The 22,410-nt window shown below is 67.9% G+C and carries 14 protein-coding genes; 4 read left to right on the top strand and 10 right to left on the bottom strand.

The genetic code is table 11. The features are described 5' to 3' along the window. Nucleotides 1–79 precede the first annotated feature (79 nt). Nucleotides 80–3,583, top strand: a complete 3,504-nt coding sequence (locus FMQ63_RS27975; protein ID WP_225909806.1) for an Ig-like domain-containing protein — start codon at nt 80–82, stop codon at nt 3,581–3,583. A gap of 152 nt (nt 3,584–3,735) precedes the next feature. Here the strand turns inward: FMQ63_RS27975 and FMQ63_RS27970 are convergent, their stop codons facing one another. The 7 genes from FMQ63_RS27970 to FMQ63_RS27940 all read right to left on the bottom strand — a co-directional run bounded on the left by FMQ63_RS27970 (nt 3,736) and on the right by FMQ63_RS27940 (nt 15,488). Continuing rightward, nucleotides 3,736–3,939, bottom strand: a complete 204-nt coding sequence (locus FMQ63_RS27970; RefSeq protein WP_011551780.1) for a hypothetical protein — start codon at nt 3,937–3,939, stop codon at nt 3,736–3,738. A 393-nt stretch (nt 3,940–4,332) separates the two neighbouring features. Continuing rightward, nucleotides 4,333–6,411, bottom strand: a complete 2,079-nt coding sequence (locus tag FMQ63_RS27965; protein WP_011551782.1) for a sodium-translocating pyrophosphatase — start codon at nt 6,409–6,411, stop codon at nt 4,333–4,335. 885 nt (nt 6,412–7,296) lie between these two features. Then, complete coding sequence (locus tag FMQ63_RS27960) at nt 7,297–8,058, bottom strand: hypothetical protein (RefSeq protein WP_216609319.1); 762 nt, start codon at nt 8,056–8,058, stop codon at nt 7,297–7,299. A gap of 311 nt (nt 8,059–8,369) precedes the next feature. Further along, nucleotides 8,370–9,911 (bottom strand): hypothetical protein, encoded by a 1,542-nt coding sequence (locus FMQ63_RS27955; protein WP_011551784.1) that lies wholly within the window; start codon nt 9,909–9,911, stop codon nt 8,370–8,372. 113 nt (nt 9,912–10,024) lie between these two features. Continuing rightward, on the bottom strand, nt 10,025–10,990 hold the full coding sequence (locus FMQ63_RS27950) for an NAD-dependent epimerase/dehydratase family protein (RefSeq protein ID WP_225909807.1): 966 nt from the start codon (nt 10,988–10,990) through the stop codon (nt 10,025–10,027). Further along, entirely contained in the window at nt 10,987–13,593 is a 2,607-nt protein-coding gene (locus FMQ63_RS27945) for an SDR family oxidoreductase (protein WP_011551786.1), read from the bottom strand. The genes FMQ63_RS27950 and FMQ63_RS27945 overlap by 4 nt, the downstream gene beginning before the upstream one ends. Continuing rightward, entirely contained in the window at nt 13,593–15,488 is a 1,896-nt protein-coding gene (locus FMQ63_RS27940; protein WP_011551787.1) for an FAD-binding oxidoreductase, read from the bottom strand. The genes FMQ63_RS27945 and FMQ63_RS27940 overlap by 1 nt, the downstream gene beginning before the upstream one ends. A gap of 172 nt (nt 15,489–15,660) precedes the next feature. On the opposite strand from FMQ63_RS27940, the gene FMQ63_RS27935 reads away from it, so the two are divergent. Beyond that, entirely contained in the window at nt 15,661–16,155 is a 495-nt protein-coding gene (locus tag FMQ63_RS27935; RefSeq protein WP_225909808.1) for a TetR/AcrR family transcriptional regulator, read from the top strand. A gap of 200 nt (nt 16,156–16,355) precedes the next feature. Further along, a complete protein-coding gene (locus FMQ63_RS27930) occupies nt 16,356–17,378 on the top strand; it encodes a deoxyhypusine synthase family protein (RefSeq protein ID WP_011551789.1) in 1,023 nt (340 codons plus the stop codon). A 96-nt stretch (nt 17,379–17,474) separates the two neighbouring features. Here FMQ63_RS27930 and FMQ63_RS27925 read toward each other — a convergent pair whose 3' ends face one another. Continuing rightward, the gene (locus FMQ63_RS27925) at nt 17,475–18,641 is read right to left on the bottom strand and encodes a HAMP domain-containing sensor histidine kinase (protein ID WP_011551790.1); all 1,167 of its coding nucleotides are present in this window, start codon (nt 18,639–18,641) and stop codon (nt 17,475–17,477) included. Nucleotides 18,642–18,669: 28 nt separating this feature from the next. Further along, complete coding sequence (locus tag FMQ63_RS27920) at nt 18,670–19,344, bottom strand: response regulator transcription factor (protein ID WP_011551791.1); 675 nt, start codon at nt 19,342–19,344, stop codon at nt 18,670–18,672. Nucleotides 19,345–19,456: 112 nt separating this feature from the next. Between FMQ63_RS27920 and FMQ63_RS27915 the strand changes: the two genes are divergently transcribed. Next, nucleotides 19,457–20,254: an alpha/beta hydrolase gene (locus FMQ63_RS27915; RefSeq protein WP_011551792.1), complete on the top strand. Its 798-nt coding sequence runs from the start codon at nt 19,457–19,459 to the stop codon at nt 20,252–20,254. A gap of 7 nt (nt 20,255–20,261) precedes the next feature. On the opposite strand, the gene FMQ63_RS27910 is transcribed toward FMQ63_RS27915, so the two are convergent. After that, the coding region (locus tag FMQ63_RS27910) for a DPP IV N-terminal domain-containing protein (protein WP_141276783.1) at nt 20,262–22,410 on the bottom strand (2,149 nt) is incomplete at its 5' end.

The raw sequence follows: 22,410 nt of genomic DNA, 5'->3' as shown, positions 1-22,410 counted from the left end.
GCAAACGCAGACGCCCCTTTGACCTTCCCGTCAACGGTGCGCTAATAGCTGCCAGACAATGAACTCAAGAATAAGCAGTATGACTGGGGTATGGGCAGCGGTGCTTGGCGCGCTCTTGCTCACGGGATGCACGAAGGATGGCACGCCGGAAGCCGGCACGGGGGCCGCGCTGCGGGCTGTGACCTCGCCGGTGACTGTGTCAGAGGCGGTGGCCATCACCAGCCAAGGCATGACGCAGAACGGCTCGGCACATCGCAATCAGGTGCTGCTCGGGGTGTTCCAGACCGAGGACTATGAGGTTCAGGCCTTGTTGCGCTTCCCGCAGACGGGCGTGCCGGCTGGGGCGGTGGTTCAGAGCGCGACGCTGCGTTTCGCGGTGGAGACCTACACCAGCGACTTCTCGATTCGAGGCGCATATGTGCAGGCGCCCTGGAACCTGGGGGCCAACGGACTGGGATGGCAGTTCCGCGACGATGGGCTGGAGTGGGACCGGCTGGGGGCGGCCGGGCAGGGGACGGACCTGGTCGCCGGTTCGTCGTTCGAGGTCTCCACGTTTCCGGGCACGGTGAGCGTGCACGACGTGCCACTCGACGTGGCGGTGGTGCAGTCGTGGGTCGACGACCCGTCGACCAACCAGGGCGTGATGTTGGCGAACTCGAGGATTGGGAAGGTGGCCAAGGTCTTCACCAGCCTGGCCACCCAGCCGGAGCGTCGGCCGCTCCTCACCATTGAGTACACCGCGCCTGCGCCGCGCAGCGATACCACGCCTCCGTCCGTTGCAATCACGGCGCCCGCGGCGGGCGCGACGGTGCAGGGCGTGGTCGGCATCACCGTGGACGCGAGCGACGACGTCGGCGTGGTCGGCGTGCAGCTGCGCATCGACGGCCGTAACCTCGACTCGACGCAGCTCGACACCCGCCTGTTCCGCAATGGAAACCATGTGTTGACCGCGCACGCGCGCGACGCCGCTGGCAACCTCACCACCTCGGCGCCGATCCTCGTCACCGTCGCCAACGCTGTTGTCGACACCACGCCTCCCGAGGTGCAGGTGACCGCGCCCGTTGCGGGAGAGGCGGTCAGTGGTCCCTTCACGGTGCGGATGAGCGCGAGCGACAACGTGGGCGTCACCCGGGTCCACGTCGAGCTCGACGGCGTTCAGGTCGGCTCGCCGGACATGGCCGCACCCTGGTCGGTGACGCTCGACACCGAGGCGCTCCAGCCCTATGGGCTCAGGCAGTTGACCGCGGTGGCTCGTGATGCCGCTGGCAATGTCACCGTCTCCGCGCCGGTCTCCGTCAACGTGAGCGCGCCACCTCCCGACGTCACGCCGCCCCAGGTCCAAATCGTCGCGCCCGAGAGCGGCGTGACGGTGGGCGGTACCCTCCAAGTCAGGGTCGACGCCCATGACAATGTGAGGATTGCGGGCGTGCAGTTGCAGGTGAACGGACAGGACTTCGGGCGCGAAGACCTCAGCTATCCCTATTGGATCAACGTCTCCACCACCCTGCTGGGGGACGGCACCTTCCCGATGACGGCGGTGGCGCGGGACCGCGCCGGCAACCGGACCACCTCGGCGCCAGTCATGTTGACCATCGCCAACGGGCCGCCCGTGGTGCTCGATATCCCGGTGGCGCATCCTCGGGTGTGGTTCACGGCGGACCGGCTGGCCCGGGCCCAGGCGTACTTCGCGCAGAACCCGTACACGCCCGTCGCGAACGTACAAGCGCCCGAGCAGGCCATCGATGCGGCAATGCACTCGCTGCTCACCGGCACCCCGGCGTCGTGCCGCGCCGCGATTGACTGGGCGGTGCGCACCGAGATTCCCATCTCCGAGAACACGGTGTCGAGCGATCCGGCCCGCTGGTACGGCGAGGCGGCCATCCTCACCTACGACTGGTGTTTCGCCCACCTGCTTCCGGCGGAGCGCACGCTCCTGATCAACCGGTGGAACGTCGCCATCGAGTCGCTCAACGACAATCCGTGGGGCGGCATCGGCATGGAGGGCAACAACTACTACACGGGGTACTTCCGCAACTCGCTCCTGTGGGCCATTGCCAGCTGGCATGAAAACCAGCCGTTCGCCAACGAGCTCCTGCAGTACGCGATGAAATCACGCTGGGCCTTCTCGCTGCGGCCCTATCTGGATGGGCCGGCGGCGGGTGGCGCACCGCACGAGGGCTCAACCTACGGCCGCCGGACGTTCGGCTACATGACGGTGCCGTTCACCACGCTGGGCCTGTATGGCCACGACATGTGGAACCAGACCGACTACTTCATGGCGTCGGTCTTCTGGTCCATCTACTCGACCACGCCGGGGCCCAGCCGGAGGGGCCAATTCCAGCTGTTCGAGACCTTCCCATTCAATGACGACGAGCGCTGGCTGAACCGGTGGAATCCCAGCAACACCGCGCAGACGTTGCTGGGCAGCTACTTCGCCCCGCTCATCGGGGAGTGGTCGGACCAGCCCATCGCGGGTTATGCCAAGCGCTTCCTGGAGCTCACCGGCCATCCGATTGACGACCGGCTCATCCGGTACGTCTACAGCGACACGCTGGCGGCGGTGCCGTCTCGTGACCTCGCGGAGCTGCCGCTCGACTACCACGCACCTGGACTGGGCATGGTGTACGCCAAGACGGCGTGGGCGCCCGACGCGACCCTGGTCAACCTGCAGTTCGGTGTGACGGCCAACGCGGGCCATGAGCACCGCGACTCCGGCAACTTCCAGGTGTGGCGCGCGGGCGAGTTCCTGACCCGCGAGACGGTGGGCTACGCCAACTCCATCGTCGGATACGCCGGTGGCGCGGCGGTCGACTGTGCGTCACCCGTGGCGCACAACACGCTTTTGTTCGAGGGGCTGGGCACGGTCGGCTACTACCACCACGCGCCGCAAATGCTGCGCCTGGAGTCGTCGTCCGTGGCGAGCTACGCCGCGGTCGACCTCACCGGCGTGTATGACTTGAACGCCGAGTGGGCCCACCGAGAGGCCGAGGTCGGCAACCCGCACGCGGGACGGGTGGTGCGTGAGACCTTGTTCGTGCGTCCGCTCGACACCCTGATTGTGTTCGACCGGCTCGAAAGCGCACGGGATGACGCCTCGGTGGCCAAGACCTTCTTGATTCATTTCCCGGAGCAGCCGGTGCTCATGGGCAACACCTGGTCCGCGAACAGTGGCGGGCAGCAGCTGCGGGTCAGCACCCTGGTTCCTGCCAATCCGGTCCGGCGAATCGTCGACGAGCGCGGCCCGGTGCGCGGCGATGGCACCTACCCGTACCCGGTGGGCCAGTTCCGTGGAGAGATTGAGACCCACGGGCAGGTGGTGAGTCACTTCCTGAACGTCGTGCAGGCCAAGGATGTGGCCGACAGCTCGGCGCTGCAGCTCACGCTCGACGAGACGGCGACCGCGTACAGCGTGACGTTGAGTCACCCAACCCGCGGAAGCGCGGTGGTCCGCTTCGAGAAGGGGATTGAGAGCACGGGCGGCAGCTTCGGCTACGCCGCCAGCGGCGCGGTTACTCCGGCGCCGCTGCGCGCGGGGGTGCAAGCGATGACGGTCACCCCAAGCGGGCCGGTGTGGGGACCGTGACCGGCTGAGCCTGGCCCGCGAGCGACGACGTACGCCTTCGCGGTGCTCGAGGTCAGCGTGGCGACCGGTCCGTTGCCGGCGACATCGACCTGGAGCACCTCTGTCTCTCGCTCGGGGCCCGGCTGCATTCTCGAGCAGCAGGGAAGCGGCATTCAGTCAGGAGATGCCGCTTCCTCGGCTTGCATCAAGGCTTCCACCTGCCGCTGGATGCCCTGCAGGTGGTCGAGCCTGAGCTTCAGTGCTTCGCGCAGGTCGCGCTCGTCGGTGTGAAGGACCTCGTCATGCAACTCCGCGATGCTTTCAGACAGGCACGCGTGGAGGACGTGGATCTGCTGATGGGAGAGCTCCAGGACCATGGGTCACCTCTCTGACAGCGGAACAACGGAGACACGCAGCCCTCTCCCCGGGGGCACGGGTGCGAATGCGTGCACGTCAGGCCGCTGAAGCCGGTGCCGCCGCACCTGAGGCCTGTCGCGCAGGCGGTCGCGGTACACCATGAGTGTAGTGCTTGCCCACCCGCTGGCCAGAGCACTCCCGGGCAGGCAAGGGTGGGGATGGTCGGTTCGCTCCCCCCGAGGTCCGGCCCGCTGCCAGGAGGCGCGGTGCCGGCGGGGTGGGGACACCAGGTGGCCAGGCTTGCCCTGGCTTCCCTCCAGCGCTCCGGAGCACCGCGCGGCTGATGGGGCCGCGCGGTGCGAGCTGCCGGGGGGGCGCGGCGCCTCGGCATCCGAGGCGCTGCACCGGTGCGACTACCGCAGCGCGATGAGCGAGGCCACGAGCAGGGACACGACGCTCATGACCTTGATGAGGATGGCCACGCCAGGACCGGAGGTGTCCTTGAACGGGTCACCGACCATGTCACCGACGACGGCGGCCTTGTGGACCGCGGAGCCCTTCGCGTGGCCCGGCAGCTTGCCCTTCTCGATGAACTTCTTGGCGTTGTCCCACGCGCCGCCCGCGTTGGCCATGTAGAGGGCCATCGTGGCGCCGACGACGAGCGAGCCGGCCAGCAGACCCGCCAGCGCACCAGGGCCCAGCAGGTAGCCCACCAGGGGCGGGGCGGCGACGGCGATGATGCCCGGGAAGACCATCTCTTGCAGGGCGCTCTTGGTGGCGATGTCGACGATCTTCTTGGGGTCCGGGTCCGCCTTGAGCTCCATCAGCCCCGGAATCTCGCGGAACTGACGGCCAATCTCCTCGACGATGGCACCGGCCGCGCGACCCACGGCGAGCATCGTGGAGGCGCCCACCAGGAACGGGAGGATGGAGCCCAGCAGCAGGCCGACGATGACGTTCGGGTTGGTCAGTTGCAGGCTCATCTCCGGCAGGCCAGCGGCGATGCGCGTGTGGTTGACCTCGAGGTTGAAGGCGGAGAAGAGCGCGATGACGGTGAGCGTCGCCGAGCCGATGGCGAAGCCCTTGCCGATGGCCGCCGTGGTGTTGCCCACCGCGTCCAGCTCATCGGTGATGGCGCGGACCTCGGGGCCCAGGCCGGACATCTCGGAGATGCCACCGGCGTTGTCGGAGATGGGGCCGTAGGCATCCACGGTCATCACCACGGCGGTGCCGCCCAGCATGCCCACGGCCGCCAGCGCGATGCCGTACAGGCCAAGCGCCTGGTCGGCGATGTAGGCCACCACGGCGATGGTGGCCATCGGGATGCCCACGCTCTCCATGCCGACGGCGAGGCCGCGGATGAGGTTGGTGCCGGCACCCGTGACGGAGGCCTCCGCGATGCGCTGCACCGGCGTGGACGACGTGTAGTAGTCCGTGACGAGGCCGATGATGGCGCCGCCGAAGGCGCCCGCGGCCAGCGCCACCGTGATGGCCTGGGACAGGCCGAACACCTGCATCATCACGAAGGACAGACCCACCAGGATGACCGGGGGCAGGATGAGGGCGCTGCGCAGCACCTGCGCGGGGTTCATGTGCTTGAGCGCGCGCGCGATGAAGATGCTCAGCAGGCTGACCACCAGGCCCACGGCGGACAGCACCAGCGGGATCACCACGCCCGCCACCTTCGCGCTTCCGATCGCGGAGGGGTCCACCACGAGGCGGGAGAGGTCCGCGGCGCTGGCGGTCAGCGCGATGGCCATGGCGGCGACAATCGCGGCCACCATGGACTCGTAGATGTCGGCGCCCATGCCGGCCACGTCACCCACGTTGTCGCCCACGTTGTCGGCGATGACGCCCGGGTTGCGCGGGTCGTCCTCGGGGATGTTCTCAATGACCTTGCCGGCGATGTCGGAGCCGACGTCAGCGGCCTTGGTGTAGATGCCGCCGCCCACGCGGGCGAAGAGCGCGATGGAGCTGGCGCCCACGGCGAAGGAGTGGAGGACGGGGGAAAGCTGCGGATGCCCCTGGAAGGCGTAGTAGACGCCGCCCATGCCGATGAGGCCCAGGCCGGCGACGGCGAGGCCCATGACCGCGCCACCGTCGAGCGCGACCAGCAGCGCGTTCGGCTTGGAGCCGGTGCGCGCGGCCTGCGCGGTGCGCACGTTCGCGAACGTCGCGGCCTTCATGCCGATGTAGCCGGCCAGCAGCGAGAGGAACGCGCCGAGCACGAAGCTCCCGCTGGCGAGCGGCCCCAGCGCCAGGCCGATGAGCACCGCGATGACCGCGCAGTACGCGGCGAGCACCTTGTACTCGCGGACGAGGAACGCCATCGCGCCGTCGCGGATGTAGCCCGCGATGCGGTTCATCGTCGCGTCACCCTCCGGGAGCGCCTTGACGCGGAAGTAGAAGACCGCAGCGAAGAGCAGCCCCACGGCGCCGACCACGCCCGGTGCGATTGCCCAGAAACTCGACTCGAGACTCGACAACTCCATCCAATCCTCCAGAGACGTCCCGGGAGCCTGACCTCGCCGACCGGGTCGCTCGTGTGCCGCGAAATTTGTACGGAGCGCGTATAGTTGATTTCAGCGCAATCTGGGAGTTTCCTAGGCGCGCCCCAGCAGGTTGGGAGTCCTACCAACGTTCTGGGCGGGTGCGTTACGGACTCCAGCGCCGGGCCGGCTCTCATGCGGGGCGCGAGTCCGGACGACATGCGGGGTGGGTGGCTGCATCCCCAGGGGCCCCAAGTGCCCGGACTCACTCGCGATTCTACGAAAGTACGGGCCAGTACGTATTCAAGGCGCCGTCTCCAAGGGGGGCAACGCCCATGGCGCGGCCTTCTCCGAGGGCACCGTGGGGGCCGTGCGCTCAGGCCGGGGGCGGAGGCGGGGGCTCTGAGCTTCTGTGGTAACGGATCGCGGCATGAACGCACCGCACCAGTCGAGTCCACTCCTCGTCACGGCTTTCAATGGCCTGGTCGCGGCCTATGACCGCATGAACGGCAGTACCGCATGGACGTTCCCCGTTCTTGGCAAATCGGTCCCAGGGATGCGCCCGCGTCCCACGCACGTGGAGGTGCTGGATGGGCGCGTGTTCGTGTTCGCGGGCGGCCCCAATGGACGCGAAGCAGCGAACATGGGGATGGGGGCAGCGACTCGCTCCAACTGCAGATGGGGGGCCATGGCGCGCGGGCACGCGTGTCAGGGGCGCCTTGTGCGTGGTGAATCGCTGTTCGTACGTCATGAGGCTGTGCCCGGCCGCTCTTCTGGACGAAGCACTCATGGATGACCTCCCGCTGGACCGCTTCGCGCGAGAGGCCAATCCATGACCATCAATGAGCAACGGCGACTGCCTGCCGCATCAAGCCGCGGCGTGGCGGACTACTCGGAGTACTCGTAGCTGTCGACGAGCTGCCAGTTGCGGTTGTAGACGTAGCGCAGGGTGAACCAGCCGCTGTGGCAGCTGCCCGTGTTGCTGGCCTTGTAGCCATAGACGAAGCCGTTGTGGACGCGGGCCTCGAGGGTCGGGTAGCCGGGGTTCTCACAGGGCTGGGTGACTCGGACGGCCTGGTAGGCGGCCTCGGCGTAGACCTGCTCCTGGCCCTCGAAGTCGTAGCGGGAGTGGACGCGCTCCGCGGTGAACGTGGCGAGCTGGCTGGCCTGCTGGGTGTTGGTCTGCGTGAGGAAGGACTGCAGGTGCGCCAGGGTGGTGGCCTCGGAGGTGAGCGTGCCGGTGAGGCGGTGCACGGCGCCATCGGTGTCGGAGAGCGCCGCGCGGATGGAGGCGATGCCGGCCGGGCCCTGGTAGACGGCGGTGTCGCCCCAGGTGAAGCTGAGGGCGCCGCCAGCGCTGTAGGCATTGAGCGCGCAAGCGCCGTTGGCACCGGCCGTCTCGACGATGATGATCTTGCGGAGGCGGTGCTCGGGGTTCACGAGCGCGATGCACTCGTTGCCAGCGACACCGTCGTAGTTGGCGGCCGGGAGCACCGCCTCGACGATGTTGTGGACGCGGAACAAGGGGTCCGTGGCCTGCTGCTCGATGGACTGAACCGCATCCGTATCAGTGTCCGTCTCGGGGCCGAGACAGCCAACGGTGAGGGAAGATGCGACGAGGAGGGACGCGAAGCTGAGGGAAGTGCGCATGGTGGCCGAAGATAGCACGCCAGATTTGCACGTTTTAAACGGTAATAAGTGTTCCGATACGGAAAGGACAGATGTCCTGTTGGAGTACGCGGACGGACGCTACATGCCTCTGCGCATGTGAAAAAGTTCAATGACTGCGTCCGGCTGTCTCCTGTGGATTGATACAAATCTGTTACACAAAATAGCCGGAGGGCTCGATGAAGGCATTCGCGGCCCCAGGCAATCGGCTGGCCAACGGAGTCGCTGATGTATGCAGGGCTCCGTGAATTCGCCGAAGGGAGTCACCAGCGTGCTTGCGCGGGTGAATCACCCTAGAAGTCTCGAATCGAATCCATCACCGACACCAGGGCATCTCGATTGAGCGGCTCGGCGGGAGTTCCTTCCGTGGACCGGAGCTTTTCATCCACTGCGTCGAAGATGCCCATCAGCGCGAGATAAATCTGCTCACGCTCCTCGGTGAAGATGAAGGTGTGGCGGGCATCCAGCTTGTTGAAGCCATCGGTGTAGGCCGTGACGATGGGGGTGAGCGCGGACACGAAGGCGGCGGGGGAGCGGTCTCCTTCGGATACGGCCTTGAGCGCGGCCGACCGTGCCTGGCGGTACAGCGCCGCGGCCTTCTTCGCCTGGGCTGGACTGATGTTGTCGGCTCCGTCCCAGACGCGAAAGGGGTTGTCCAGGTTCTCCGCCAGCCAGTCGGCCTTGCGCGGCTGTCGCACCGACAGGTCCAATCCCTCGCGCGCAGCGGCCTTGTAGGCTTTCTTCACCTGGGCGGCGACGTCCGCGGGAATGCTCGTCAACCACAGCATGCCCAGGTGGGGGAGCTGCTCCGGACCGGGAAACTCGTCGGGTGACATCCCGAACAGGTCGCTCAATGTCAGCATGGCCAGGGCCGGGAGCTTCGCCAGCTCCTCGGTGTTTCTCAGGTAGCCCGGGGCTCCCCAGATGCGCAGCTCCGTCAGGTTCGGAAAGCGCCGCACGATGCGCGACGCATCCACGTCGCGCGCGGCCCGCAGATGAAGGCTGTCCAGTGTGTCCAGACCGGACCAGGGCATGTCCGGAGCGCCCAGGGACAAGGTCAGCCAGCGCCCATCCGCCTCGCCGTGAATCTTCAGCGCCGGGTCCGGCTGGCCGACCAGGGACAGGTCCTCAAGGCCGTCGTTCAGATAGAGCTCGTGGACGCCCGTCACGTCGAGCGTGAGCCGGGACAGTTGGGCTCCCCGCAGGTCGACTCGGCGCTCACCATGCTTGAGCACCGCTGATTCATAGACAAAGGGGCGGCGCCGGATGAAGTCGAACAGGCCAGGGATGGGGGCGTCCGCATTGACAGACGTCAGAATCGGCAGCACCTCGAACACCGTCAAGTCAGGCGCGGCGGCGAGGCGAGCCGTATCCAGCCGCTGCGTCGAGCGGCGTACCTCCATGTCGCCGACCGTGAACAGCACCTGCTCGTCGGGTGCTGCGACCATCTGCTTGAAGGCGTCGCGCTGCGCCTGGGGGATGGCCTCCCAGCGGCGCTGACTGTAGAGGGCGCTGCCGGATGGCCAACCGCTGTAGCTGTTGACGTCCTCGACGACGAGGGGCGGCCGGTGGCCCACCCGGGTGAAGCCGCGAGGAACCTCGGCGGACGCCCAGACGTGGACGCAGTGGTCCTTCCAGAAGAAGAAGTTGAAGTGGGCGGGAGCCATGGCCGCCACCGCGGCGGCGTCGGGCAGGGAGGGGCCTACCCAATCCAACGCCAGCACACAGGCCAGCTCGTGTTTCCCCTCGACCTTCAGGGCGGTCACCTGGACCGCCGTGTAGGCGTCAAGCCGAGGGGTGTGGACGACGAAGATGTCTCCTGGCGTGGGCTTCATGGTCGACCGGGTCCGTAAGAGGGTTGGTTCGGACCCAGTCTAGGCCATGTGCCGCATCGCTCCCTCGTTGTTTGAGGGGGAGGGGCGGCGACGGAGCGCTGCCCCTCCAGAATTCAGCCCGCCAGGGGCGTCTGCCGCGCCTGCGCCTCGCGCAGCCACGCCACCGTGTCGCTCAGGGTCTGCCGGTGGCTCCGCGGCCGGTAGTCGAGCTCCTCGTGGCTCCACAGAGTCTTGAACCCCCAGTGGCACGTCGACATCTCGAGCACCACGGGGTCCGGCAGCTTCTTGAGCGGCACGTGGGCGCCGAGCTTCGCGAGCCCGTCGACGACGAGCGTCGGCACGCCGGGACGGTTCACCCGGATGCCGGCGACCTCGCCCACGCGCTCGAAGAAGGTGCGCAGAGGCAGGGTGGTGCCGGACAGGTGGTACGTGTCCCGCCAGTCGGACTTCTTCGCCAGCACGGCGAGCGCATGCGCCACGTCCCGCACGTCGGTGAAGGCGATGCCCCCCGTGGGGATGAAGGGGAGGCGCCCGTTCAGCACGCGGGCCACGTTGGTCGTCGAACGGCCCAAGGTGTCCCCGGGGCCGAGGAGCACCGGAGGCCGCACCACCGTCATCTCCACGCCGAGTTGCTTCGCCAGCTTCCGTGACTGTTGCTCGGCGAGAATCTTCGACAGGTAGTAGGGCCACCGGCCCACGAGCGCCTCGGCGTAGAGGGAGTGCTCGTCCGCCTCGATGGTCGGATGGGAGAAGCAGCCCACCGTGCCTGACGTCGACACCAGCACCAGCCGGGCGTCGAGCGCCTTCGCGGCGCGCACCATGGCCAGCGAGCTGTCGATGTTGAAGCGCACCATCTCGTCGGCGTGCTGCCGGCTGTGGTGGACCATTCCCGCGGAGTGAATCAGCACCTTCACGCCCTGGGCCTGGGACAGCCACGCGTCAGGGTCGAGCGGCGTGCCCGACACCTGGGCCACCGGGCCCGGCAGCGGTGAGCGAACCAGCGCCACGGCGTCGTCGCCCAGCGTCTCCAGCAGGTTGCGTCCGAGGAACCCGCTGGCTCCCGTCACGAGTGTCTTCACGGCTGCACCCCGCGCCAGGCGCATGCCTCATGGAACTGCGAGAGCTCCGCCGCGTTCGGCCCCCACTCGAAGTTGTCACCCGCGGGCTTCACGATGTCGCGCGAGACCAGCGCCTGCACCACGCCATCGAGGTGCGGCCGGTGTGTCACCGCCACGGCCTTCAGCTCATCAGGCGCGCGCACCTTCGTCGCTTCCTGGTAGTCGCGCACGACAGGCTCGAAGAGCGCCTTCACCACGGCGTCGACGCGCGCGTCGCTCAGCTCGGCCAGCGGCGTGGCGCACCAACGGTAGCGCGACAGGTGGTCCTCCAGCGCGGGGTTGCCGGGCTGCCGGGCCAGCACATCACCGGCGAACCAGTGCTGCCACTGATTCCGGAGCGAGTGTGCCAGCGCGGGAGACAGGGAGCTGGGGACGGGCAGGTCGCTGTCGAGCACGCGGCCTCCGCGGCGCTCGATGGCCTCGCGCAGCCACGCTTCATCCACGCCCGGAATCGGGTTCTCGGCGAGGAACGTGCGCAGATGGAAGCTGCTCACCGTGGTGTGACGCTGCAGCTCCGCCATGAGCGTATGGCTCAGCGCGCGGACGTCGGTGTCCGGGTTGAGCGCCAGCGGCGCGCCACACGACAGATGCACACGGCCCAACTGCACCTGGCCACGCGTCAGCTTCGTGAGCCACGACAGCACGCCGGTGAGCGTCATCTTCGGGCGCGGCTTGCCGGACAGTTCCTCCGACAGGGACGCCTCCTCCGGGAGCCGGTCGTAGGAGATGGCGACGGGCAACACGACGAACTGGCGCTTCGTATTCTGCAGCGCGCGCAACATCCCGCGCTTGGGCGGCAGCATCAGCCGCGCGCGGCTGCGCTGACCCTCGACGAAGAACATGAGCGAAGCGTTCTTCTCGGTGAGCCGGCGCAGTTCCTCGCCCAGCTCCGGCACCTCGCGGCCCACGCCGCGCTTGATGAAGAAGGCCTGCGAGTCCTTGAGAATCGGGCCCACCACGGGGATGCGGCCGAACTCCTCCGCGGCGGCGATGTGTGGCATCGAGATGCCCAGCTCCGGGTGCTGGAAGCACAGGTAGCTAGTCAACAGGAAGTCGAAGTAGCTGCGGTGGGTGGGCGCCAGCACCACCAGCGTGCCGGGGGGCACCTGCGCCATCGCGCGCTCGAACGACGGCCGGTCGAACGTCACGTCGCTGGTGCAGTGGCGGAACGTCTTGCGCAGCGCATAGCCAAACACCTTGTGCGTGGTGTTGCCCACGCCGCGCTCCTGGACCCATGCCCGGTCGCCGCGCGCGTCGTCGTGCTTCGGCCCGGCGAAGGACACCTGGCTCTCATCGCGCGACAGCAGGTAGCGGTACATGCCCTCGTTCACCACGCGCACGTACTCGAAGGGGTCGAAGCCGGGGACCTCCAACGGCGCGCTGCGCACGAAGTCGAAGGTGTGGTGCGTGAAGTACGCGAAGCCCTCGTTGAGGTACTGCACCTTCTCGTCGGCGCGCACCAGCCGGCGGTGGGCCTTGGTCTGGCCGAAGAGCGCGAGCGCCGCCTTCTGCAATTGCACCGGCAGCTCCCGGCGCATCAAGTCGGCCGCGTCGAAGCCGTGGTCCTTGCGGCCGACGAACATGTCGGGCGCCTTCACCACGCCGGGGCGGTGCTTGAACCACTCGATGGTCGACGCCGCGGCCATGTCGATGCGCAGCGCGCGCTGCACACCCATGGTGGCGTGAACGATGGGAACGGCCTGGCCGGGCTTCGGCATGGGGCCGAACACCGAACGCACGACTTCACTGGCGACCACATCCACTGGCACCACGTCCAGGCGCACCGACGGGTCGGCGTTGAAGGCGCGCACCACGCCCAGGCCGCTGTACAGCAGGCAGCCCGCGAGCGCCGCCGGGCTGTCGAGCCAGGCCGGGAAGGGCGTGCGGTGGGCCGCCGAGACGATGCTGGGGCGCACGATGACGACGGGCACGTGGCCACGGCGTTCACAGATGAGGTGCTCGGCGACGCTCTTGGTGAGCGTGTACGTGTTGGGGTGGCCGGTGAGCTCCAACCACTCGCGGCCGTCGCCCTGCGCCGCCTGGAAGGCCTCGTAGAGCTCCGCGGCGGGCTTCGGCAGGTGCGCCAGCTTCTCTTCGATGGGGCCGGGCCGCCACACGCTGACGTAGGCTGTCGACACGTCGACCATGCCCACCACCTTGGGGCACGTGCGCGCGAGCTCCAGCACCGACAGCGCGCTCCGGATGTTGGCCGAGGTCGCCTGCGCCAGCGGCAGGTCGAACTCCACGCTGGCGGCGCAGTGCACGACGTGCGTGACGTGCTGGCGCACGGCGTCGGCGTCGGCGGGAGACAGGTCGCAAGCGGGCTGCTCGAGGTCGCCGCTCACCACCGCGACGCGCTCCGTCCAGCCCGGCTGGAGGCGCGAGAAGCACTCGGCCTGCGCCACCTTCGCGAAGCGCTCCGCCGCCGAATGCACGCGGCCCTGGCGGTCCTTCGACTCGCGCACCAGCACCGTGACGCGCTCGACGCCCTGCGCGAGCAGCGCCTCCAGCACCACCTTGCCGACAAACCCCGTGACGCCGGTGAGAAATACGTGGCGGGACATCAGTGCGCCTCCTCATCCGGGGTCAGGGCCACCGGGCCGTTGATTCCGCAGTTCGACGCGCCGAAGACGTTGTCGGGGTCGATGGCGGCCTTGACCTTGCGGTTGAGGGCCAGTGCGGCCTCCGAGTACACCTCGGGCAGGAAGTCGCGGCGAATCTTCCCGACGCCGTGGTGATGCGACAGCGAGCCGCCAGCGGCCAGGATCTCCTCGCGCGCCGCATGCTCGAGCGCCGCGTAGGCGCCCACCGGGTCGCTGACGCCGCGCGCGTAGAAGCCCAGATAGAAATAGATGGCCACGCCCGTCTGGTAGACTTGCGTGAAGCGGCCGGTGAAGAAGACCTTGCCCGGAAGGCCCAGCGCGGCGTGCTCCTTCTCCACGCGGCGCTGCACGCGCTCGTAGAGGTCCATGGCACGGCTCCACGGCACGCTCGTCTCGAAGCTCTCGGCGATGGCCCAGTGCTCGAAGGTGAGGTCCCGGATGTACGCGATGCCGAAGGTCAACTGGTAGCCGCGTTCACCGTTGGCGCCACCGCCCTTCATGCCGCCGTGCTCCGAGGCGATGCGGTACACCGTCTTCTCCTGGAAGGCGACCTCCTCGCGCGAGCCCTCGAACACGAGGGTGGCCACGGCGAGCTTGTACGGGTCGAAGCCCTTGAGCTTCGTCACCACGGCCTTCTCGACCTCGCTCTTCACCTTCGCGGCCAGCCCGTGCTTGGCTGGCTTGAGCGCCTGGCCGAAGTGGAACTGGGTGTTGTCCATCACCCGCACGCTGGCCGGCACCGCTCCCGACTGCTGGAGCGCGTAGAGGAACGAGAGGCCCGTTTCGAGGTCGGGGAAGATGACCGAGCCGTAGCGCTGCACTTCGGGAAGGGGGAACAGCTTCACCACCGCCGTGGTGACGATGCCGAAGTTGCCCTCGCTGCCGAACATGTACTGGCGCGGGTTGACGCCCACACTCTCCCGGGGGGCCTGGCGCGGGCGCTCCACGATGCCCTGGGGCGTGACGACCTGCATGTCGAGCACCAGGTCCTCGATGTTGCCGTAGCGGTTCTTCTTCATGCCGCTGGCGTTCGTGGCAATCCACCCGCCGAGCGTGGAGAACTCGAGGCTGTCCGGCTCATGGCCCATGGTGAAGCCGAACTTCGCGAGCTCCTCCATCAGGTGACGGCCCGTGGCACCCGCCTCGATGCAGGCCATGCGGTTGACGGGGTCCACCCACAGAATCCGGTTCATCTGCCGCATGTCGACGGCGATGACCAGGCGCTCCTCGGAGAGCGGGATGCGCAGCGCCTCCGTCACATTGGTGCCGCCGCCGAAGGGGATGACACAGGCGCCGTGCTGGGTGGCGACCTCCACCAGTCGCACCACCTCATCGTGGCCGCGCGGGAAGACGACGAGGTCGGGCACCCGGTCCAGCTTTCCGTAGCGGATGGCCCAGATTTCACCGCCGGTGTGGCCATGGCCACGGCGCAGGCGCTGCTTGGGGTCGTCGGTGAGCTGCTCTTCCTTCAGGAACTCGCGCAGCGCCGCTACAAGCTTGTCGTTCTTCTTCGCCGCGGGAATCTCGGGCGGGTAGTGCGGCTCGTTGCGATTGTCGTACCCCAGCGGCGAGGCCAGCTTGCCGGCGAACCACTGCATCAAGTCTGGCAGCGCGACATTGCTGATGTTGTAGCGGGTGCCCGTGAGAACGGTGCTCCCGTCGGGCTTCACCACGAAACGCGTGTCGGCGAAGCCCCAGCCTTCGAGTGATTCTTCGTCCTTCGACGCGGCAGGCGTCGGCGGCGTGAAGCGCGTGTCTCCGGAGGAAGGCGTGGGTGACGTGCTGCCGAAGCGCTCGCTCACCTCATTCAGCGCCACATTCCCAAGACGGCGCAGCAAACCTGATTGTTTAGCCATGGTCACTCGCAGTCGTACACAGGGCCCTCTTCTCCGTCAACGCGCGCGGGTTACGCAGGTGCGCACTGCGTTACGCGATTTCGGAACCGCCGGTCTCGTAAGTGGGTTGTTTCCGAGACCCGAAGTCTCGTAAAGGCGAGTCATGCGGACGGGACGACCCAGGGATGAAAAAGTGCGCCTGGCCATTCTCACGGCGGCGCAGGAACTGGTGCTGGAGAAGGGCTATGCGGCGGTGACGACCGCCGACGTGGCGGAGCGCGCGGGGGCTGGGAAGCAGACCATCTACCGTTGGTGGCCGGGCAAGGGGGCGCTGGTGCTCGACGCGTTCTCCGAATGGGTGAGTCAGGCGCCCCGCATGAACCGGCGCAAGCCTTCCCTGTCCTCGACGCTGGTGGAGTTCTGCCGGGGGGCCGCGGAGGCGGCGCCCGTGCTGCGAGCGCTGATGGCGGAGGCACAATTCGACGAGGACCTCCACCGGCGGCTCATCGCCCAACTGGTGCGCCCGCGGGGTGACGAGCTCCGGGCGTGCCTCGCCGATCGCCGGCCCGCCGACCGGGAGCTCGTGGTCAACGTGCTCTCCGGCCTGGTATGGCAGCGCCTCATGCTCAATGAGCCACTGGACGCACGTTTCGTGCGCTTCGCGCTGCGGGTGGTTCAGCGCATCTGAGGCGGGCGGCTCTGTTGGGGGCCAACCGGGGAGGCGTGGAACGCGGTGGCGGCTCGCGGTCCTCCTGTGCTAGCTAGCCCGGAGCCACTTGACGCTCCGATGGCGGCCGCGACATCTCGTTGCGACCGTAGGGTGTCCTCGAGTGGCTCTGTCAGGCGTGTGCCTCTCGAGCATTCACCACGTTGTTGCTGGAGGCTCACATGTCCTCGTCCGAACTTCCCGTTCTCAAGTTCGTCCTCACGAACTACAAGAATTTCAACGCGCGCGCGACGCGCGATGCGCTCCTGTCCTACTGGGAGCATGTGTCGAACGGTGGCCGGATGTTCTGGAGCGTCGCGGGCGCGATGTCGTCGGCGCAGCTCGGCATCACGCTCGCACCGGCCATCCGGGCGGGGCTGATTCACGGTCTGTCGGTGACGGGCGCCAACATCGAGGAGTCGCTCTTCCGGCTCGTCGCGCATACGGGGTACAAGGACTTCCCGGAGTACCGCTACTTCACCAAGCAGGACGACACGCGAATCCTCGAGCAGCGGATGCGCCGGGTCACCGATACGAGCATCCCCGAGGACGAGGCGTTCCGCGCGGTGGAGAAGATTGCCGTTCCGATGTGGAAGGGCGCGACCGAGAAGGGCGAGCGCCGCTTCTGGCACGAGTACTTCTACGCGTTCATCCAGGCGCTCGACCCCTCCGTGTATGAGGGTGACCCGGAGGCCTGCTGGCTGCTCGAGGCGGCGCGGCTCCGTCTGCCCATCGTCGTCCCTGGCTATGAGGACTCGACGTTCGGCAACATCTTCGCGTCCTACGTGAAGGCGGGCGACTTCAACGCGAGCATCGTCAAGTCTGGCATTGAGTACATGGCCGACTTCTACGACCGCTACGAGGAGATGTCCGAGGGCCGGGGTGTCGGCTTCTTCCAGATTGGCGGCGGTATCGCCGGTGACTTCCCCATCTGCGTCGTTCCTTCGATCAAGTACGACCTGCAGAAGCCGGTGAAGCCCTGGGCCTACTTCTGCCAGATCAGCGACTCGACGACGTCCTACGGTTCGTACTCGGGCGCGACGCCCAATGAGAAGATCACCTGGGACAAGCTGACCGAGACGACGCCGATGTTCGTCATCGAGTCGGATGCCACCATTGTCGCGCCGCTGATTCTCAGCGCCCTGCTCGAGTGCAAGAGCAACCCGGAAGCGGCGAACGCGCTCATCGCGAAGCACCAGGGCTAGCCGTCGCAGCAGGCGGGGCGGCTCGCGCCGCTCCGCACGTGGGAATGGCGTGACGCTGCCACGACGCACGGGATGCCGTGCGTCGCGGTCCCCCAGTCAGCCGGGCTCCACGGATGGCCAGGTGAGCCGTACCCTCGTCCCGTGTGGCTCCACGGCGCTGAAGGCCACGTCGCAGTTGAACCGGCGCGCCAGCCGCTCCACGAGGGACAGGCCGATACCGAAGCCCGAGTGTCCGGGTTCGACCTGGCCGAAGCCCACGCCTGTGTCGGAGATGCTCCAGCCCTCTGGCGCGATGTGGATGACGATGCGCCCCTGGTGCGTATAGGCGAGCGCGTTCTTGATGAGGTTGCCCAGCATCACTCGCGCCACGGACCCCGGAAGTGGCGCGAGGACCTCCTCTTTCGCCTCGATGACAAGCGCCACGTCGCCGTGAGGGCGGTGTTTGCCGTACAGCGCGACCATTTCGCGGGAGATGCTCACCAGTCCGCACGATTCGTCGGAGCGGCCTGACCGGGCCAGCCAGAGGATGCCCTCTGTCAGCAGGCCCATGTGGTGAATGGCCTGCCGCAGACGGCCGAAGGTCTCCGTGTCCGCGGGTGGGTCCAACTCCAGTATCTCCACCGCGCCTTGCGCCACGGCGAGGGGCGTACGCAGTTCATGGCTCGCGTCCCGGTTGAAGGCGCGCTCCCGCTCCAGCAGTTCCTGGATTCGGGCATCCCGGACACGCAGGGCTTCGGCCAGGGCCCGCACCTCGGTGACCCCGACGTCCACTTCCGGCGCCAGAGTATCCGACTGGACGCGTGCCACGAGCTGTTCCAGCGGACGGCTGAGCCTCCTCGCGACGACAAGGGAGAGCCCGGCGGCGCCCAGCAGGGCCAGCAGGGCACTTGCCAGCAGCAGTCCGGACGTCTGGCGCAGGTGGCGGGTGGTGCTCGTCAGCGCCGTCGTGTCCAAGACCACGTAGCGCGTCGTGCCAGCCGACGCGTCCGGTCGCACCGCGACATGGAAGTGCCCACGGCCTTGAGCAAAGACCTCGTATTCGCCGCGAGGTGTGTCCAGGGGGAGCGCGTCTCCGAGCCAGGACGGAAGGCCTTCGTGGCCGACATAGGCCGTCATTCCAAGTGGGATGGCCCCCGTGTCATCCCTGCGTCCGTCCGCCGCGGTGGCGACGAGCCGAGCGAAGATGGCGTCTTCGAGGTCGTAGCTGAAGAGCGTGAAGAACGTCCCCATCAGGACGAGCGCGAGCGCCGCGGACATGCCCATGGCGCCCAGGAGGAGACCTCGGACCGACCTAGTCCTCGCGCGCATCCAGGCGGTATCCCTTGTTGCGGAGGGTGGTGATGCAGTCGCTCATCCCCAGCTCGGAGAGTGCTCCGCGCAGGGCATAGACGTGGGTGCGCAAGGCACTGGACTCCGGCGCATCGTCCCCCCAGAGGTGGTGGGCCAGCGTGGCTGGCGATACGGGCTCGGGCGCGGCCTCCATCAGGAGCCTCAGGAGGAGCGTCTCGGTCTTGTTGAGGTGGACGGTGCGCACGCCTCGCCGTGCCTGGCCCGTGTCTGGCTCCAGCGTCAGTGGCCCCACCGTCAGCCGCCGTCCGCTCGGAGGCACGGGGCGCCGCGCCAGGGCTTCGAGCCGCAGCCGCAGCTCCCTCAAGGAGAACGGCTTGACGAGGTAGTCATCCGCGCCCGCGCGGAAGCCTTCTTCCTTGTCATCGAGGGTGTCCCGCGCGGTCAGCATGAGGATGGGCACCAGCCGGGGAGCGAGCTGCCGGTAGCGTTGACACAGCTCGATGCCACTCATTCCCGGCAGCATCAGGTCCAGGACGATGACGTCGTATTCCTGGCCCAGCGAGAGCGTGAGGCCCTGGGGCCCGGTGGCGGCGAAGTCGAGCTGGAAGTCCTTCCCCAGAAACCTCTCGATGTTGGCCTGGAGGTCCAGGTTGTCTTCGACGACGAGCACTCGCATGGGTGGGCAGGTTATCAGCCGCCACGTCAACCGGAGGTCAACCGGGTGTTGACGCGTGGCTGACGCGGAGGGCGGCAAGGTGACCGGGCTTCTTACCTCTGGGAGAACCGCGATGACCCGCTTGCTGTCGTTGTGCCTGCTGCTTCTATCCGCTTCTGTGGCGCGTGCCGCCGCCCTGGAAACGTCGTTGGACGTTCGCGGCGCGGATGGAGAACGCATCCCCATGCGGGTGCTGGAGCCGGAGGGAGCCGCCGCGAATCCACCCATCGCAGTCCTCCTGCACGGCCTTACGCGCCGCAAGGAGGACTGGCTGTCGAACGAGGGGCCAACCCACGGCGGTGTGCTGAAGGACGAACTGCTGCGGTCCGGCTACCGCGTCTATCTCCTCGATGCACGCCGGCACGGAGAGCGGGCGACACCCGAGGCCAGGCCAGGAGCGCTCGCCAAGCGGGCCCATCAAGGGGACCCCTCGGGGTACGTGGCGATGATTGCCGACACCGTCCGCGATGCCCACGCGCTGCTGACCACCGTGCTCGCGAAAGGCCAGCCGCCTCGGGTGCTCGTCGCCGGGTACAGCATGGGCGCGCAGGTGGGAATCCTGCTGGCGGCGCGTGAGCCGCGCATGACCCACCTGGTCACGATGGTTCCTCCCAACATCGACCCGTCGATGGAGGAGGTTGCCCCCTCGCGTCACATGGCGAGCGTTCACCAGGACTGGCTGCTGCTGACGGCGAACAAGGATGACTTCGCGCCTGTCGCGGACAGCCGCGCCCTGTTCGATGCCGCTCCGTCCCGTCGCAAGACACACAAGACCTTCGACAGCGGGCATGTCCTCCCTCGGGAGTACCTGGAGGAGGTGCGCCGCTGGCTCCATGCGGACCGCCGAGCGCCTGGCCGCAAGGATCCATGAGGAGCCCTTACCGTGGACCGCCCAGGGTCCGGAGGAAGAACAGGCCCACATCGTCCCGGTAGTAGCGGCTGGCGGCACCCCGAGGGGAGTGCGGCTGGCCGGGCATGATGAGCAATTCGAAGCGCTTGCCCGCGCGGATGAGCGCGTCCGCCATCCGCATCGTCACGGAGAGCGTGGCATTCACGTCGCTCGTGCCGTGCATCAGCTTCAGGTGGCCCCTCAGCCTGTCTGCAATCGCGAGGTTGTCGCCCGCCGCGTACCCCTGGGGATTGACGCTTGGGAGGTTGAGATAGGGCTCGTTGATGATGGCCTCTTCCTCCAGCGCTCCGGGGGCTCCGGCGTAGCCCGCCTTGAAGAAGTCCGGCGCCGTCAGCATGCCGCGCAGCGTGAAATAGCCGCCCCACGAACCGCCGTGGATGCCGACCCGCTCCAGGTCCATCCAGGGGCGCGTGGACGCGGCCTGCTTCAGCCCCGCGACGTAGTCGGGAATCTCCGTCTGGCCCACGCGGCCGTAGTTCGCGTCCTGGAAGGACTTGCTCCGTCCGGGGCCACCCCGGGGGTCCAGCAACACCACGATGAAGCCCAGTTGCGCCAGGCCGCTGGCGGTCAGCGAATCCGAAGTCCCCAGGAAGCTCCAGGGGACAACGGTGGTGAACGGACCCGCGTAGATGGAGGCGAGCACGGGGTAGCGCTTCGAGGCGTCGAAGTCGCGTGGCTTGTAGAGCACGCCGTGCAGGGGCGTGACGCCATCGGCCGCCTTGACGAGCAGCGCCTCCGGCCGCGTGTCGCCGAGCGACTCGAACTCACTCGCGTCCGACGTGGTGAGCCGCACGCGCTTGCCACCCTCCACGGACACCAGCTCCCTCAACCGGGGCTGTGTCCGCGAGGACCATGTGTCCACGTAGTACTGGCCGGAGGGGGACGGCGTGATGCGGTGCATCCCCGAGGCAGAGGACAGCCGCTTCAACGCGCCTCCCTTCAGGCTTCCCCGGTAGAAGAGGTGCTCGTATGGCGCGCCGCTGTCGGCGGAGGCCAGCACGTAGAGGGCATCTCCCGTGGGGGCGACTCCCACCACTTCGTGCACGGGAAAGGCGCCTCGCGTGAGCTGCCTCACGCGCTTCCCCGAGCGGTCATACGCATACACGTGGCGCCAGCCATCACGCTCGGACATCCAGAGGTAGCCGCGCCCTCCTGGCAGCGCCGTCACCTGCTTCGCCCAGCCGCCCACCGCGAAGTCCAGGCCGGTGACGAAGGTCTCCGGGCGCTCCTCGCGCAGGACGTGCCGACGCTGGCCCGACGCGGGTTCCACGACGCTCAGGTCCAGCCGCTTGGCGTCACGCGAGAGGTGGAGACACAGCGCCTCGGTGCCCTCGGGATTCCAGCCGGCGAACCAGTCATATGTCTCGCCCTCGACGGGCGGAACGCGCGTCACGCGGCCCGTCGCCACTTCCACGACATGGAGCTCCGCGCGCGGCAGTGGCGTCCCGGACTTCGTGTACGGCACCGTCGTCACCTTCTCCAGCGCGGAGGAGTAGTCCACGACGGGCACCTGGTGAACGGCGCGGAGGTCGTCCCGCCACACCACCAGGAAGCGGCCATCCGGTGACCAGGGACGCTCCGGAATCCGCCAGTCGAGGTTCGCTTCCCCCGTGCGCTCGACCACGGTGGCGCCTTCCGCGTTCAGCACCGCGAAGCCGCCCTGGCGTTGCACGGCGAGCGCGCCGCCTTTCGGCGCGAGGAAGTGCTGGGGCGACAGCGTCAGCGCGGCCCGGTCCTCCGGCGACAGCAAGGTGACATGGCCACCTGACAGGCCCAGGCCAAAGGTCTTCCCCTCCAGGCGGAACACGATGCCCCGCTCATCCGGAGCGAGCGCGACGTCGAAGAAGCGGGGCGCGGTGATGGGCTTGCCCAGCAGCGTCGAGAGCTGCTGCCTCAGTTGCTCACCGGAAAGGAGTGGCTTCAGCTCCCCGGTCTTCGCGTGCGCCAGCACCCACGTCCCGCCGTCCTTGCCCTCACGGGACCAGAAGACCAACCGGTCGCCCTCACGCAGCCACCTGGGGGGAACCAGGCTGTCCCGCAGGAGTTCCGCCCGGCGGACGAACCGGTCCGCCAGGTCCAGCTTCGCCTGGACCTGCGCATCCGGCGTGGTTCCGGAG

Origin of the sequence: Myxococcus sp. CA005 (assembly GCF_006518205.1) — a bacterium.
Lineage (GTDB): Bacteria > Myxococcota > Myxococcia > Myxococcales > Myxococcaceae > Myxococcus > Myxococcus xanthus.
This window is presented reverse-complemented; position numbering and strand designations above follow the sequence as displayed.

Coding starts and splice junctions, on each gene's coding strand:
- FMQ63_RS27975 (WP_225909806.1), top strand. CDS start 80: ATGACTGGGGTATGGGCAGCGGTGCTTGGCGCGCTCTTGCTCACGGGA.
- FMQ63_RS27970 (WP_011551780.1), bottom strand. CDS start 3,939: ATGGTCCTGGAGCTCTCCCATCAGCAGATCCACGTCCTCCACGCGTGC.
- FMQ63_RS27965 (WP_011551782.1), bottom strand. CDS start 6,411: ATGGAGTTGTCGAGTCTCGAGTCGAGTTTCTGGGCAATCGCACCGGGC.
- FMQ63_RS27960 (WP_216609319.1), bottom strand. CDS start 8,058: ATGCGCACTTCCCTCAGCTTCGCGTCCCTCCTCGTCGCATCTTCCCTC.
- FMQ63_RS27955 (WP_011551784.1), bottom strand. CDS start 9,911: ATGAAGCCCACGCCAGGAGACATCTTCGTCGTCCACACCCCTCGGCTT.
- FMQ63_RS27945 (WP_011551786.1), bottom strand. CDS start 13,593: ATGTCCCGCCACGTATTTCTCACCGGCGTCACGGGGTTTGTCGGCAAG.
- FMQ63_RS27940 (WP_011551787.1), bottom strand. CDS start 15,488: ATGGCTAAACAATCAGGTTTGCTGCGCCGTCTTGGGAATGTGGCGCTG.
- FMQ63_RS27930 (WP_011551789.1), top strand. CDS start 16,356: ATGTCCTCGTCCGAACTTCCCGTTCTCAAGTTCGTCCTCACGAACTAC.
- FMQ63_RS27925 (WP_011551790.1), bottom strand. CDS start 18,641: ATGGGCATGTCCGCGGCGCTCGCGCTCGTCCTGATGGGGACGTTCTTC.
- FMQ63_RS27920 (WP_011551791.1), bottom strand. CDS start 19,344: ATGCGAGTGCTCGTCGTCGAAGACAACCTGGACCTCCAGGCCAACATC.
- FMQ63_RS27915 (WP_011551792.1), top strand. CDS start 19,457: ATGACCCGCTTGCTGTCGTTGTGCCTGCTGCTTCTATCCGCTTCTGTG.